13 protein-coding genes are annotated in these 14006 nt (G+C 61.4%); 7 read left to right on the top strand and 6 right to left on the bottom strand.

The annotated features are described in order from the left end of the window. Positions 1 to 129 precede the first annotated feature (129 nt). Together QCL65_RS00065 and QCL65_RS00060 are read right to left on the bottom strand one after the other, a co-directional pair. The gene (locus tag QCL65_RS00065) at positions 130 to 1680 is read right to left on the bottom strand and encodes a phospholipase D family protein (RefSeq protein ID WP_407313634.1); all 1551 of its coding nucleotides are present in this window, start codon (positions 1678 to 1680) and stop codon (positions 130 to 132) included. Positions 1681 to 1736: 56 nt separating this feature from the next. Further along, complete coding sequence (locus QCL65_RS00060) at positions 1737 to 3161, bottom strand: PLP-dependent aminotransferase family protein (protein ID WP_407313632.1); 1425 nt, start codon at positions 3159 to 3161, stop codon at positions 1737 to 1739. A 159-nt stretch (positions 3162 to 3320) separates the two neighbouring features. On the opposite strand from QCL65_RS00060, the gene QCL65_RS00055 reads away from it, so the two are divergent. Continuing rightward, positions 3321 to 3518 (top strand): DUF1127 domain-containing protein, encoded by a 198-nt coding sequence (locus tag QCL65_RS00055; protein WP_407313630.1) that lies wholly within the window; start codon positions 3321 to 3323, stop codon positions 3516 to 3518. A 3-nt stretch (positions 3519 to 3521) separates the two neighbouring features. Here the strand turns inward: QCL65_RS00055 and QCL65_RS00050 are convergent, their stop codons facing one another. Continuing rightward, positions 3522 to 4820 carry an NAD(P)/FAD-dependent oxidoreductase gene (locus tag QCL65_RS00050; protein ID WP_407313628.1) on the bottom strand — a complete coding sequence of 433 codons (1299 nt, stop codon included), beginning with the start codon at positions 4818 to 4820 and terminating at the stop codon, positions 3522 to 3524. Positions 4821 to 4923: 103 nt separating this feature from the next. Here QCL65_RS00050 and QCL65_RS00045 point away from each other — a divergent pair, with 103 nt between their 5' ends. After that, entirely contained in the window at positions 4924 to 5277 is a 354-nt protein-coding gene (locus tag QCL65_RS00045) for a YkgJ family cysteine cluster protein (RefSeq protein ID WP_407313626.1), read from the top strand. Here QCL65_RS00045 and QCL65_RS00040 read toward each other — a convergent pair. Beyond that, positions 5274 to 5762 (bottom strand): Lrp/AsnC ligand binding domain-containing protein, encoded by a 489-nt coding sequence (locus tag QCL65_RS00040; protein WP_407313624.1) that lies wholly within the window; start codon positions 5760 to 5762, stop codon positions 5274 to 5276. The two genes, QCL65_RS00045 and QCL65_RS00040, sit on opposite strands and share 4 nt — an antisense overlap. Positions 5763 to 5916: 154 nt before the next feature. Between QCL65_RS00040 and dadA the strand changes: the two genes are divergently transcribed. The 5 genes from dadA (at position 5917) to QCL65_RS00015 (ending at position 11303) form a co-directional block, all read left to right on the top strand. Next, the gene (gene dadA / locus QCL65_RS00035; RefSeq protein ID WP_407313622.1) at positions 5917 to 7218 is read left to right on the top strand and encodes a D-amino acid dehydrogenase; all 1302 of its coding nucleotides are present in this window, start codon (positions 5917 to 5919) and stop codon (positions 7216 to 7218) included. Beyond that, positions 7190 to 7543 (top strand): RidA family protein, encoded by a 354-nt coding sequence (locus QCL65_RS00030; protein WP_407313620.1) that lies wholly within the window; start codon positions 7190 to 7192, stop codon positions 7541 to 7543. The genes dadA and QCL65_RS00030 overlap by 29 nt, the downstream gene beginning before the upstream one ends. A gap of 79 nt (positions 7544 to 7622) precedes the next feature. Further along, on the top strand, positions 7623 to 8699 hold the full coding sequence (gene alr / locus QCL65_RS00025) for an alanine racemase (protein ID WP_407313618.1): 1077 nt from the start codon (positions 7623 to 7625) through the stop codon (positions 8697 to 8699). Between the two features lie 92 nt (positions 8700 to 8791). After that, on the top strand, positions 8792 to 9340 hold the full coding sequence (locus tag QCL65_RS00020) for a cupin domain-containing protein (RefSeq protein WP_407313616.1): 549 nt from the start codon (positions 8792 to 8794) through the stop codon (positions 9338 to 9340). 31 nt (positions 9341 to 9371) lie between these two features. Continuing rightward, positions 9372 to 11303 carry an acetyl-CoA hydrolase/transferase C-terminal domain-containing protein gene (locus tag QCL65_RS00015; RefSeq protein ID WP_407313614.1) on the top strand — a complete coding sequence of 644 codons (1932 nt, stop codon included), beginning with the start codon at positions 9372 to 9374 and terminating at the stop codon, positions 11301 to 11303. A 64-nt stretch (positions 11304 to 11367) separates the two neighbouring features. On the opposite strand, the gene QCL65_RS00010 is transcribed toward QCL65_RS00015, so the two are convergent. Further along, positions 11368 to 11940 (bottom strand): xanthine phosphoribosyltransferase, encoded by a 573-nt coding sequence (locus tag QCL65_RS00010; protein WP_407313612.1) that lies wholly within the window; start codon positions 11938 to 11940, stop codon positions 11368 to 11370. Positions 11941 to 11996: 56 nt separating this feature from the next. Further along, positions 11997 to 14006, bottom strand: a complete 2010-nt coding sequence (gene rep, locus QCL65_RS00005; RefSeq protein ID WP_407313610.1) for a DNA helicase Rep — start codon at positions 14004 to 14006, stop codon at positions 11997 to 11999.

Here is a 14006-nt window from a genome sequence, read left to right as displayed (position 1 = left end):
AAAACAGGCGAGGAACGGTTGGAGTCGCATTCGACTTGACTGGTTGTCAATGAGCATTCCGATCGGACTCGCGCCCGAGCCTGTTTTTAACGCAGCATGATCGATGCGCAGGCACTTTACCTACAGAACCTAGAGCATTCGCTCCAGGCCGATCTTCTCACTGACCCAGGCGTTAATCCGCCGCCACCAATCGCCAGGCTCGTGGGTCAGGGTGTGCAGGTGCTGGTTGTCTTCAGTCACCCAGACCACTTTGCCCTGTTCGAGCTTGGCCTCATAGCTCAGCGCTGGCGACATGCCCTGCAGGGCCAGGTCGCGCACATGGCCTGCCAGCTCGGGGCTGTCCACCAGTACCCCCACTTCGGTATTCCACAGAACCGAACGGGGGTCGAAGTTAAACGAGCCGATGAATACTTTGTGCTGGTCGAAGATCATCGCTTTGCTATGCAGGCTCGAGTCCGAGCCTCCGCTGAAGCGGTAAGAAGCACTGCCGTCATCGCCGGGCTGGCGGCGCAGCTCGTAGAGCTTCACCCCATGCTCCAATAGCTCCACGCGGTAGGGCGCATAGCCGCCGTGCACGGCTGGCACGTCGGTGGCTTCCAGCGAATTGGTCAGCAAGCTCACCGCCACGCCGGCATCGGCGCGCCCGGTCAGGTACTGCAAGCCTGCCTGGCCGGGTACGAAATAGGCTGAGATCAGCATCAGCTCTTGCTGAACACGTTGCAGTTCAGGGGCTAGCTGGGTCGTGAGCAGCAGGTGAGGGTCGGGCTCGCCACGGGAGAGTACCTTGGTAGGGGCGTCCCACAAGGCCTGGCCCCATGCCCAGATCAGTTCGTTACGCCAAATATCCATGTGAGGCTGGGTTTGGTAGCTCATCAAACGGTTGTAGAGGGTTTGATGCTGCCGCTGGGCCTCGGCCAGTGAGGCGGTCAGCTTCTCGCGGGTCTTGCGCAGGGTGCGGGCAGAGGCCGGGCGGCTGAACTCGTTGATAGGGCGGCTCAGGGCGCTGTTCCAATACTGGTCGAAGCTGTAGCCCAGCTCCTTGGCGATAGGGCCAACACTGAGCATGTCGATATCGGTGAAATTGAGGTTGGGCTCGGCGTCGAAATATTCGTCACCCAGGTTGCGCCCTCCGACGATGGCGGCGCTGTCATCCGCCAACCACAGTTTGTTGTGCATGCGCCGGTGCTGCTGCGACAGGTTGAGCAGCCGGCCCAGCGCGCGGGTGGTGCCGGTGGCGCGACCTAGGTGCAGGGGGTTGAAGAGGCGGATCTGAATACTCGGGTGCGCCGCCAGGGTGGCGATAGAGTCGTCCAGGCCATCGCTGGTGGTGTCATCCAGCAAAATGCGCACCCTGACGCCACGGTCGCCAGCGGCCAGCAATTCGTTGATCAAAGCGCGGGTGCTCAGGCCATCGTGGACGATGTAGTACTGCAGGTCGAGGCTGGTCTTGGCGTTGCGTATCAGCTCGGCCCGAGCCCGGAACGCCTCGCTGCTATTGGGCAGCAGGCGAAAGCCCGAGCGGCCTTCCTGGCTGGCGGCCTGGGCGGCGATCGAGCGGCCGAACGAGGAGTTCGCTGCGGGCAGCGCCTGGCTAGCCGTGCGCGGGGCGTTGACCGAGGCGCAGCCGCCCAGCAGTAAGCTGCCCAGCAGGCACAGGGCAAGGAACCTGTTAAGTCGCAAATGACCTGCCTCTGGCAGCGAAAAGTTGGCCTTTCGACCTTTCTGCGGGCTAAAAGTTACGCGCTCTGTTCCTGCAACAGTTCGCTGGCGGCCAGGCCCACAGATTTGACCGCCGCTTCGACCTGCGGTGTAGGCATCGACGCGAAGTTCATCCGCAGGCAATTACGGTATTTTCCGGAGGCTGAAAAGATACTGCCCACGGCGATCTGCACGTTTTGCTCCAGCAGCCGCCGGTTCAGCCGCAAGGTATCGAAGCCATCCGGCAGCTCTACCCAAAGCATAAAGCCGCCCTGTGGCCGGCTGCAGCGGGTACCTGCGGGAAAATAACGGGTCACCCAGTCGATCATCAGGTCGCGGGCACGTTGGTATTGGCCGCGCATGCGCCGCAGGTGCGGTTCGAAGTGGCCTTCTTTGAGAAAGCTGGCGATTGCCAGTTGGGGCTGAGTGGCGGTGCTGCCGGTCGAAATGTATTTCATGTGCAGCACGCGCTCCAGGTAGCGCCCGGGCGCGACCCAGCCTACCCGCAAACCTGGGGCCAGGGTTTTCGAGAACGAACTGCACAGCAACACCCGCCCGTCCTCGTCAAACGACTTGATGGTACGCGGGCGCGGGTAATGGAAAGCCAGGTCGCCGTACACGTCATCTTCAATAATGGCGACGTCAAAGCGCTGGGCTAGGGTCAGTAAGGCGCGTTTGCGCGCTTCAGGCATGATATAGCCCAACGGGTTGTTGCAATTGGGGGTGAGCTGGATGGCTTTGATGGGCCACTGTTCCAAGGCCAGTTCCAGTGCTTCCAGGCTGATGCCGGTGATCGGGTCGGTGGGGATCTCCAGCGCCTTCATGCCCAGGCCCTTGAGCGTTTGCATGGCCCCGAAAAAGCTAGGAGAGTCGACCGCCACGATGTCCCCCGGCTCACAAATAGCGCGGATGCTCGACGACAGCGCTTCATGGCAGCCGGTGGTAATGACGAGGTCGTTGGGGCTCACGTGGCACCCAGAATCGAGCAGCAAACGAGCGACCTGCTCACGCAGAGCCTCGGTCCCGGAGACGGTGTCGTAATACAGCCCCGGCATGCCCTGGTGGCGGCTGAGCCGGCTCAGTTCGCGCATCAGCGGCTTCAGGGTGGGGCTGGCCACGTCAGGCATGCCGCGGCCCAGTTGCACCACGTTGGGGTCGGGGGTGCTACGCATCAGCTCGATGACCTGGTCCCACTGTGAAATGTCCACCGGGCGCTGGGCTGGCCGGCCGATCGCGGGCAGGGCCGGAAGCTGTCGCGCGGCCGGCACGAAGTAGCCAGACTTGGGCCGGGGCGCAGCCAGGCCGTTGTCCTCCAGCAAGCGGTAGGCTTGTTGCACGGTGCTCAAGCTGACCCCGTGTTCCACGCTCAAGGCCCGCACCGAGGGCAAGCGGTCGCCGGGGCGGTAAAAGCCTTGTTCGATTCGCGAGCCGAGCAATTCGGCCAGGTTCATATACAGCGTCATGGCATGCCCCAGGGTTTTACCAGTACAGATGGATCATAAAAGCGCCATTCAGAAGCTATTCAGGCACGTCTGTATGGAAAACATAGCATGTTTTTGAATCTGTAACGTTTTACGGTGTGAAGGCATCATTTATCCACAGCCCACCCAGAGGAATGGACAATGAATGCTTTCAGTGATGTGCGCCCCCCGTTTAGCCAGCCAGGGCTGAAGGCTGGCGGCCTCAGCCTTTGGCGCGCCGTGTGGCTGCGCCAACACACTCGCAGAGCGCTGCTGCAGCTCAGTGACGAGCAGTTGCTCGATATCGGGCTAACCCCGCAGGATGCGCGGCGCGAGGCGGCCAAGCCATTCTGGAAGTGAGCCTCAGGCCAGGGACTTGAGCCGATGCCAAAGCATGCCCAATGCCAGTAGGGGCGAGCGTAAATGTTGGCCGCCGGGGAAGGTCATGTGCGGTACCGCGTCGAACAGCTCGAAACCCCGGCTGGCTTGGCCGCTGATGGCCTCGGCAAGCAGTTTGCCGGCCAGGTGAGTGGCGTTCAGCCCATGCCCAGCGTAGGCCTGGGCGTGAAACACATTCGGTTGCTGCTTGAGGCGGCCAATTTGTGGCAAACGATTAGCGCCGATGCCGATCATGCCGCCCCATTGGTAGTCGATTTTTACCTCGGCCAATTGGGGGAATACCGCCAACATTTTTGGCCGCATGTAGGCGGCGATATCTTTCGGGTCGCGGCCCGAATAGTGGCAGGCGCCACCGAACAGCAAGCGTCGATCAGCGGAAAGACGGTAGTAGTCCACGGCTACCCGCTGGTCGCACACGGCCATATTCTGCGGGAGCAGGCCACGGGCCTGGCTTTCACTAAGGGGCTCGGTGGCGATGATGTAACTGCCGGCCGGCAGCACCTTGCCGCTCAGTTCCGGGTTCAGGCCGTTGATGTAAGCGTTGCAGGCCAGTACCAGATGCCCAGCGCTCACCGAGCCCTGCGCGGTGTGCACGGTCACCCGTGGGCCATAGTCAATGCGCGTCACTGGGCTGTGTTCGAACAGCTCGACGCCCAACGACTGCGCGGCGCGCGCCTCACCCAGCACCAAATTGAGCGGGTGCAGATGCCCCGAGCCCATGTCGACCAGGCCTCCGGCGTAGCGATCCGAACCGACCACACTGTGCATATCGGCCGCCGCCACCAGGCGCAGCTCATGGGAATAGCCGAGGCCCTGCAAGTGTTCGAGCTCTTCAGCGAAGCCTTCGACCTGGCTCGCTTTGTTCGCCAGATCGCAGTAGCCCCAGGTCAGATCGCACGAGATAGCGTATTGCGCGATCCGGCGGCGGACGATCTCTACGGCCTCCAGCCCCATCAACTGCATCTCGCGCACGCCGTCGTCGCCGATGACTTTTTTGAATTGCTCCAACCCATGGCCCACCCCACGGATCAGTTGGCCGCCATTGCGCCCGCTGGCGCCCCAGCCCAGTTTGTGCGCTTCCAGCAAGACAACCCGCAGCCCGCGTTCGGCCAGTTCGATAGCCGTATTGAGGCCGGAAAAACCGCCACCCACCACGCAGACGTCTGCACTGTGGGCGCCCTGCAAAGTCGGGTGGGTCGCCTGCGGGGCGCTGCTGGCCGCATAATAAGAGGCAGTGTGCGAGCTGTTGACGCCAACGGGCATGGGCCGATTCTCTGGGCTTGAGGGTGGCCGAGGATAAGCCGGACCTTCCTGTCGGGGCAACCGGCAGGCAAAATGCACCCACTGACCCTCGGGACACCTGACCATGAGCTGCAACCGCCACAAGATCCGCTTCCTGCGCGAGCAGATCCCTTCGTTCGACTGCGTTCCCGGTTGCCACGACTGCTGCGGCCCAGTGACGACGTCGTCCGAAGAAATGGCGCGCCTGCCGCGCAAGACCGCCGCCGAGCAAGAGGCCGCCCTGGCCGAGCTCAATTGCGTGCACCTGGGGCCGCAGGGGTGCACCGTGTATGACGAGCGCCCGCTGATTTGCCGCTTGTTCGGCACCACGCCGCGCCTGCCGTGCCCCAATGGCCGCGGCCCCGAGGTGCCGGTGGATGCCGCCGTGGAGCGGCAGATCCATCAATTGATCGCCAGCACCCGCCAGGTGCTGGTTTAATCGGCGATGGGCAGGCTCAAACTCTCTTTCACTTCTTCCATCACGATGTAACTTTTCGATTCCCGCACGTGGGGCAACTTCAGCAGGATGTCGCCCAATAGTTTGCGGTACGACGCCATCTCTGAAATCCGCGCTTTAACCAGGTAATCGAAGTCGCCCGACACCAGGTGGCACTCCAGCACATGGGGCAGTTTGAGTACGGCGCGGCGAAACTCTTCGAAAGTGTCACCCGACTTGTAGTCCAGGCTGATCTCCACGAACACCAACAAACTGGCGCGCAAATGCTGGGGGTTGAGGCGGGCGTTGTAGCCCATGATGATGCCTTCGCGCTCCAGGCGGCGGACCCGCTCGGTGCAGGGGGTGGTGGACAACCCGACCTTTTCGCCCAGCTCGGTAAAGGAGATGCGACCGTCGGCCTGCAATATACGCAAGATATTGCGGTCGATTTTATCGAGCTCGCGTTTGCTTTGGTGCTGGGTGCGCATGGGCGATGCCCCTCCGTAAAAGCGTTTATTGCCAAGAATTCCCCGCGAATATAGCGGTGTATATAGTGAAAAGCACTGGCCAATGATTTTTATACTAGGCGCATCTTCGCTTTAAACAAATTATGTCAGCGGTTATCCGCGTTGGGGGATGGTCATGCGAGTAATGGTGCTTGGCAGTGGTGTGATAGGGACCACCAGTGCCTACTACCTGGCGCGGCAAGGTTTTGAAGTGGTGGTGGTCGACCGCCAGCCGGCGGTTGCCCTGGAAACCAGCTTCGCCAATGCCGGCCAGGTCTCGCCGGGCTACGCCTCGCCCTGGGCTGCCCCGGGTGTACCGCTCAAAGCACTCAAATGGCTGCTGCAACGCCACGCGCCGCTGGCGCTCAAGGCCACCGGCAACGTCGACCAATACCTGTGGATGGCGCAGATGCTGCGTAACTGCACCGCTAGCCGTTATGCGGTAAATAAGGAGCGCATGGTCCGGCTGTCAGAGTACAGCCGCGATTGCCTCGACGAGTTGCGCCTGGAAACCGGCATTGCCTATGAAGGCCGCCGGCTGGGTACCACCCAGTTGTTCCGGACCCAGGCGCAACTGGACAACGCCGCCAAGGACATCGCTGTACTGGAGCAATCCGGGGTGCCCTACGAACTGCTCGACCGCGCCGGTATCGCGCGGGTCGAACCGGCCCTGGCCAGCGTCAATGGCCTGCTGGCGGGGGCGCTGCGCTTGCCCAACGACCAGACCGGCGACTGCCAGATGTTCACTTCGCGCCTGGCTGAAATGGCCACCCAGTTGGGTGTGCAGTTCCGCTTTGGCGAATCCATCGAACGCCTGGCGTTCAGTGGCGACCAGATCGACGGTGTGTGGATCAACGGCCAGCTGGAAACCGCCGACCGCTATGTTTTGGCGTTGGGCAGTTATTCGCCCGCGCTGTTAAAGCCGTTGGGCATTCGCGCCCCGGTTTACCCGCTCAAAGGGTATTCCCTGACGATACCCATCACGGACCCGGCGATGGCGCCCACCTCGACCATTCTCGATGAAACCTACAAGGTGGCGATCACTCGTTTCGACAATCGCATTCGGGTCGGTGGCATGGCGGAAATCGCCGGGTTCGACCTGTCGTTGAACCCCCGTCGGCGAGAAACGCTGGAGCTGATCGTCAACGACCTCTATCCTCGTGGCGGCGACCTCAGCCAGGCCAGTTTCTGGACCGGGCTGCGGCCGACCACTCCTGATGGCACGCCGATTGTAGGCGCTACGCCGTACCGCAATCTGTTCCTAAACACCGGTCACGGCACATTGGGCTGGACCATGGCCTGTGGCTCGGGCCGTCTGCTGGCAGACTTGATCGCGCGCAAACAGCCGCAGATCAGTGCCGCCGGCCTCGATATTTCTCGCTACGGCTACAACCAGGAGGTTGCTCACAATGTCCATCCAGCGCCAGCTCACCAATGAGCGCATGAGCCAGATCGTGACCCACAACGGCACCTTGTACCTGGCAGGGCAGGTCGGTGACGACATGTCGGCAGGTATAGAGCAGCAAACCCGCGAGGTACTGGCCAATATCGAGCGCCTGCTGGACCTGGCCGGGACCGACAAAACCCGGCTGCTGTCGGTGACCATCTACCTCAAAGACATCGATGCCCATTTCGCGGGCATGAACAGCGTGTGGGACCAGTGGCTGCCCAAAGGCGTCGCTCCGGCCCGCGCCACGGTTGAGTCCAAGCTGTGCGAGCCGCAAATCCTCGTTGAACTGTCGGTGATCGCCGCACTGCCTTAAATGCTACTGCGCCCGGTCGCGCTGATGAGTCAGGCGCCGGGTCTTTCATGCCCACCGCCTAGCCAAGAAGCCCGTCGTCATGCGTCCAGCCCGTGCCCTCGTTGACCTGCAAGCCCTTCGCGACAATTACCAACTGGCTCGCGAGCTCTCTGGCGCCAAGGCGCTTGCCGTGCTCAAGGCCGATGCCTACGGCCATGGCGCCGTGCGATGTGCCCAGGCGTTGCACGCCGAGGCCGATGGGTTTGCCGTAGCCTGTATCGAAGAAGCCCTGGAGCTGCGCGCCGCAGGTATCAGTGCACCCATCCTGCTACTCGAAGGCTTTTTCGAGGCCAGCGAACTGCCGCTGATCGTTGAGCATGACCTATGGTGTGTGGTGCATGGCCTTTGGCAGTTGCAAGCCATCGAGCAGGCTCAGTTGGCCAAACCGCTGAACGTCTGGCTCAAGCTGGACACCGGCATGCACCGGGTCGGTCTGCACCCCAGTGATTACCCAGGTGCCTATCAGCGCCTGTTGGCCAGCGGCAAGGTCGCGAAAATCGTCTTGATGAGCCATTTCGCCCGGGCCGATGAACCGGGTTGTTCGCGCACCACAGAGCAGCTCGCGGTGTTCGAAACGGCCCGCCAGGGCCTGCGCGCCGAAGTCAGCCTGCGCAACTCGCCCGCGGTACTGGCATGGCCCCAGGTACCCAGCGACTGGGTGCGCCCGGGCATCATGCTGTATGGCGCCAGCCCTTTTGAAGAAACCCAGGCCCACGCGGCGCGCCTGCAGCCGGTGATGACCCTGGAGTCCAAGGTCATCAGCGTGCGCGAGTTGCCCGCTGGCGAGCCGGTCGGCTACGGCGCTCGTTTCGTCACCGGGCAGCCGAGCCGGGTCGGGGTAGTGGCCATGGGGTACGCCGATGGCTACCCGCGCCATGCGCCCACGGGCACCCCGGTCATGATCGACGGCCAACGTAGCCAACTGCTGGGCCGGGTATCCATGGACATGCTCTGTGTCGACCTCAGCCATCTGCCCCAGGCCGGCCTGGGCAGCCGCGTAGAATTGTGGGGCCGCCAGGTGCTGGCCAGCGATGTGGCGATGCAGGCCGAGACCATTCCCTACGAGCTGTTCTGCAATCTGCGCCGGGTGCCGCTGGTTTACAGCGGCCAGCCTTAGCCTGCGGCGTGCCCCCAAGTGTTGTAAATACTGAACGCTGTTGCCATGATAAGGCCTATATTCAACTGACTGAATTTAGGAGGGCTCACGCATTGGACGTCGGTGAACGACTGCAGGCCATTCGCAAACTCAAAGGGCTGTCCCAGCGTGAGCTCGCCAAGCGCGCCGGTGTCACCAACAGCACCATTTCGATGATCGAAAAAAACAGCGTTAGCCCCTCGATCAGCTCACTGCGCAAGGTACTCAGCGGTATCCCCATGTCGATGGTGGAGTTCTTTTCCGAAGAGCTACAAGCCGAAAATCCGACGCAAATTGTTTACAAAGCCAGCGAACTGATCGACATCTCCGATGGCGCGGTCACCATGAAACTGGTCGGCAAAGCGCACCCCAGCCGCGCCATTGCTTTTCTCAACGAAGTTTATCCGCCCGGCGCCGACACTGGGGTCGAGATGCTCACCCATGAAGGCGAAGAGACCGGCATTCTGGTCGAAGGCCGTCTGGAACTGGTGGTGGGCCTGGAAACTTTCATTCTGGAAGCCGGCGACAGCTATTATTTCGAGAGCAGCAAGCCACACCGCTTTCGCAACCCGTTCGATACGCCCGCCCGACTGATCAGCGCCGCCACCCCTGCCAATTTTTGACCCCGCCGGGTCAATGCACCGGGAGCCCCGTATGCCGCAGACTTGCTCCATCGATCACGCCGTCGATGACGTGCTGGCCCGCTTACCCACGCATATCCACCTGGGCATGCCGCTGGGGTTGGGCAAGCCGAATCGCTTCGTCAATGCGCTGTATACGCGGATCAAGGCCTTGCCCGAACGCCAGTTGACGCTTTATACCGCGCTTGCTCTGGGCCGTCCGGCGTTAGGCGAAGGGTTGCAGCGGCGTTTTCTGGAGCCGTTCGTTGAGCGGGTATTTGGTGATTACCCCGAATTCGAGTTTCTCGCCGACCTGCGCAACGACGCCCTGCCGGCCAATATCCGCGTAGAACAGTTTTTCATGCAGCCAGGCAGCCTGATGGCCAGCCACGCGGCGCAGCAGAATTACGTCAGCAGCAATTACAGCCACGCAGCCCGCGATATCAATGCCAAAGGCCTGAACCTGATCGCCCAGCTGGTCGCCAGTAGCCCTGAGCAGCCTGGCCAGTTGAGCCTGAGCTGTAACCCTGACATCACCCTCGACCTGCTGCCGATGGTGGCGGCGCGGCGGGCCCAGGGTGAGACCATTTTGGTGGTCGGGCAGGTGCATGCCGCGTTGCCTTATATGACAGGCAGCGCCGAAGTACCGCTCGATACCTTCGACCTATTGATCGACACGCCCGAGTGCAGCACGTTGTTTTCCACCCCCAATATGCCGGTGGGCAGCCAGGACCATTTTATCGGCCTGCACGCCAGTACCCTGGTGCGCGACGGCGGCACCCTGCAAATCGGTATTGGGTCGATGGGCGACGCGTTGAGTGCTGCGCTGTTGGCGCGCCAAGCAGACAACAGTGGTTACCGGGCATTGCTCGAGGACCTGGACATCGAACCGTGGCGCGCCTTGATTACCCGCGAAGGGGGGTTGAAACCCTTTGTCGAGGGCTTGTACGGCTGCAGCGAAATGTTCGTCAATGGCCTGCTGGCACTGGCTGAGGCCGGCGTGGTCAGGCGCCGGGTTTACCCGGACATCGCCCGGCAGGCGCAGGCCAATGCCGGCACCCTCGATGACGCCGAAAGCGCCGATGGGGTGGTCATGCACGGTGGCTTCTTCCTCGGCCCCGAGAGCTTTTACCAGCGCTTGCGTGAGCTGCCAGCGGAGTCGCGCAGCCAATTCGACATGACCGCCATCAGCTTTATCAACGAACTGTATGGGCAGGAGTCGCTCAAGCGCCTGCAACGGCGCGATGCGCGGTTTATCAACACGGTATTCAGCGTCACCCTGCTGGGGGCGGCGGTGTCGGACCAACTCGAAGACGGCCGGGTGATCAGTGGAGTCGGTGGCCAATACAACTTCGTCGTCCAGGGCCACGCCCTCGAGGGTGCGCGTTCGGTGCTGATCCTGCGCAGTTGGCGCGAGTCGGCTGGGGTGGTCAGTTCCAATGTGGTGTGGGACTACGGCCATTGCACCATCCCCCGGCATTTGCGCGACATGGTCATCACCGAATATGGCATTGCCGACTTGCGCGGCAAGACTGACGCCCAGGTGATCGAGGCCTTGGTCAACATCAGCGACTCGCGCTTTCAAGCCAACCTGATCGACCAGGCCAAGCTGGCTGGCAAGCTGCCCCTGGACTTCCAACTGGCACCCCGGTATGCCGACAACACCCCGCAGCGGCTTGAGGCCATCCGGGCGCGCCACCCGCGCTTGTTCCCGGAATACCCCCTGGGCAGCGACTTCAGTCCTGAGGAGCGCGACCTGCTGAGGGCCCTCAACTGGCTTAAGAGCAAGTACAAGCTCAGTGAGTTGCTGGACCTGGGCAAGGCTGCGCTAGACGCGCCGGACGCCTCAGCGTTCCCGGGGCATCTGCAGCGTATGGAGCTGGCGCAACCCCATGGGTTTCGCGAGGAGCTCTACCAGCGGCTGTTGCTCACGGGCTTGCAGGCTACCGTGCAGCAGTTGGTGTAATTTGATACGGCAAGATCAAAAGATCGGGGCCGAGGCCCCTCCTACGGTCCAATTGCGCACAACCTCAATCGACAAACGTCACCACCCCGCCAGCCAACGATTTGACCCGCGCCAGAGACTCCACCCGGTAGCCCTCGGCATCCAATTCGGCGCGGCCGCCCTGGAAGGACTTCTCGATCACGATACCCAGGCCTACCACGTGGGCGCCAGCCTGTTGGATGATCGAAATCAGCGCCTTGGACGCCTTACCATTGGCCAGAAAATCGTCGATCACCAAGACCCGATCACTGGCGTTCAAATGGCGGGGTGAGATCGCCACAGTGCTCTCGGTCTGCTTGGTGAACGAATACACCGACGCTGTGAGCAAGTTTTCCGTCAGCGTCAGCGACTGGTGTTTGCGGGCAAAGATCACCGGTACACCCAGATTGAGCCCGGTCATGACGGCAGGAGCAATGCCGGAGGCTTCGATCGTCACGATCTTGGTCACGCCTGCATCGGCAAACCGGCGCGCGAACTCGTCGCCGATCTGTTGCATCAGCAGCGGGTCAATCTGATGGTTGAGAAAGGCATCGACCTTCAATACCTGCTCGGAAAGGACAATCCCTTCGTCGCGAATTTTCTTGTGCAGTGCTTCCACAACGGTTCCTCGGTCTACCAATGGCCCCGGCCAGGCGGCCAGCGGCGGGTTTAAGTTCAGCGTTTGAGCATGGCTCGAATGTCCGCCAGAGCGGTATTACCGCGTACCGCTTTGACTTCGGTCGGGGTGTCGTCGTTGCCTTCCCAGGCCAGGTCATCGGGCGGCAGTTCGTCGAGGAAGCGGCTGGGGGCGCAGTCGATGATTTCCCCGTATTGCTTGCGTTTGGCGGCGAACGTAAACGCCAGGGTCTGGCGTGCGCGGGTGATGCCCACGTAGGCCAGGCGCCTTTCCTCTTCGATCGTATCGGCTTCGATGCTGGAACGGTGAGGCAAGATTTCTTCTTCCATGCCCATGATAAACACGTAGGGAAATTCCAGGCCCTTGGAGGCGTGCAGGGTCATCATTTGCACGCCTTCGGCGCCGTCTTCCTCTTCCTGTTGGCGCTCCAGCATGTCGCGCAGCACCAGTTTGCCGATGGCTTCTTCGATGGTCATGCCGCCATCTTCGTCTTTTTCCAGGGTGTTCTTCAGTGCTTCCACCAGAAACCACACGTTGCCCATGCGGTAATCGGCGGCTTTATCGCTAGAGCTGTTGGTGCGTATCCAGTTCTCGTAATCGATGTCCATGACCATGCTGCGCAGTGCGGCAATCGGGTCTTCGCCCGCGCACTGCTCGCGCACTTTGTCCATGAAACGCTTGAAGCGTGCCAGGCGGTCGGTGAAACGCGCATCGAGGTGCTCACCCAGGCCGATCTCATCGGTCGCGGCGTACATCGACACTTTGCGCTCAGTGGCATAGTTGCCAAGTTTTTCCAGGGTCGTGGAGCCGATCTCCCGGCGGGGCACGTTGATGACTCGCAGAAAAGCATTGTCGTCGTCGGGGTTCACGATCAGGCGGAAATAAGCCATCAGGTCTTTGACTTCCTGACGGCCAAAGAAGCTGTTACCACCGCTTAGGCGGTACGGGATCTGGTGATGCTGCAACTTCAGCTCGATCAGCTTGGCCTGGTAATTACCCCGGTAAAGAATCGCGAAGTCGCTGTAGGGGCGATCCGTGCGCAGGTGCAGGCTGAGGATTTCCACCGCCACGCGCTCGGCTTCGGCGTCCTCGTTCTTGCAGCGGATCACCCGGATCTCATCGCCATGACCCATGTCGCTCCACAGCTGCTTCTCGAAGGCATGGGGGTTGTTCGAAATCAATACGTTGGCGCAACGCAGGATGCGGCTGGTGGAGCGATAGTTCTGCTCCAGCATGACCACCTTCAGCGAGGGGTAATCGTCCTTGAGCAGCATCAGGTTTTCTGGCCGAGCCCCCCGCCAGGCGTAAATGGACTGGTCGTCGTCGCCCACCACGGTGAACTGGTTACGGCTGCCGATCAGCAATTTCACCAGCAGGTATTGGCTGGCGTTGGTGTCTTGGTACTCGTCCACCAGCAAATAACGCACCCGGTTTTGCCATTTTTCCAGAATGTCGGCGTGCGCCTGGAACAACTTAACCGGCAACAGGATCAAATCATCGAAGTCGACGGCGTTGAACGCGCGTAACGTACGTTGATAGTGCGCGTAGACCACCGCAGCGGTTTGCTCCTTGGGGTTACGCGCTTCTTCAAGGGCTTGCGGTGGCAGGATCAGTTCGTTTTTCCACGAACCGATCATGTTTTTGATTTCGTCGACGCCGTCGTCGCCCGAATACTCTTTTTGCATGATGTCAGTCATCAGTGACTTCACATCGGTTTCGTCGAAGATCGAGAACCCCGGCTTGTAGCCCAGCCGAGCATGTTCTTTACGAATGATGTTCAAACCCAGGTTGTGAAAAGTCGAGACCGTCAGGCCGCGGCCTTCGCCGCCACGCAACAGGCTGCCCACGCGCTCTTTCATCTCGCGCGCGGCCTTGTTGGTGAACGTCATGGCGACGATGTACTGGGCCCGAATACCGCAGTTCTGGATCAGATGGGCGATCTTGCGCGTGATCACGCTGGTCTTGCCGGAGCCTGCGCCGGCGAGCACCAGAAGTGGGCCGCCGACGTAGTTCACGGCTTCTTGCTGCCGGGGGTTGAGTCGGGACAT

The sequence above is a fragment of the Pseudomonas sp. nanlin1 genome (assembly GCF_045571515.1).
Taxonomy (GTDB): Bacteria; Pseudomonadota; Gammaproteobacteria; order Pseudomonadales; family Pseudomonadaceae; genus Aquipseudomonas.
This window is presented reverse-complemented; position numbering and strand designations above follow the sequence as displayed.

Excerpts from the sequence above, each read along its gene's own strand:
- QCL65_RS00060 (WP_407313632.1), bottom strand. The coding sequence starts at position 3,161 with ATGACGCTGTATATGAACCTGGCCGAATTGCTCGGCTCGCGAATCGAA.
- QCL65_RS00055 (WP_407313630.1), top strand. The coding sequence starts at position 3,321 with ATGAATGCTTTCAGTGATGTGCGCCCCCCGTTTAGCCAGCCAGGGCTG.
- QCL65_RS00050 (WP_407313628.1), bottom strand. The coding sequence starts at position 4,820 with ATGCCCGTTGGCGTCAACAGCTCGCACACTGCCTCTTATTATGCGGCC.
- QCL65_RS00045 (WP_407313626.1), top strand. The coding sequence starts at position 4,924 with ATGAGCTGCAACCGCCACAAGATCCGCTTCCTGCGCGAGCAGATCCCT.
- QCL65_RS00040 (WP_407313624.1), bottom strand. The coding sequence starts at position 5,762 with ATGCGCACCCAGCACCAAAGCAAACGCGAGCTCGATAAAATCGACCGC.
- dadA (WP_407313622.1), top strand. The coding sequence starts at position 5,917 with ATGCGAGTAATGGTGCTTGGCAGTGGTGTGATAGGGACCACCAGTGCC.
- QCL65_RS00030 (WP_407313620.1), top strand. The coding sequence starts at position 7,190 with ATGTCCATCCAGCGCCAGCTCACCAATGAGCGCATGAGCCAGATCGTG.
- alr (WP_407313618.1), top strand. The coding sequence starts at position 7,623 with ATGCGTCCAGCCCGTGCCCTCGTTGACCTGCAAGCCCTTCGCGACAAT.
- QCL65_RS00015 (WP_407313614.1), top strand. The coding sequence starts at position 9,372 with ATGCCGCAGACTTGCTCCATCGATCACGCCGTCGATGACGTGCTGGCC.
- rep (WP_407313610.1), bottom strand. The coding sequence starts at position 14,006 with ATGTCCCGACTCAACCCCCGGCAGCAAGAAGCCGTGAACTACGTCGGC.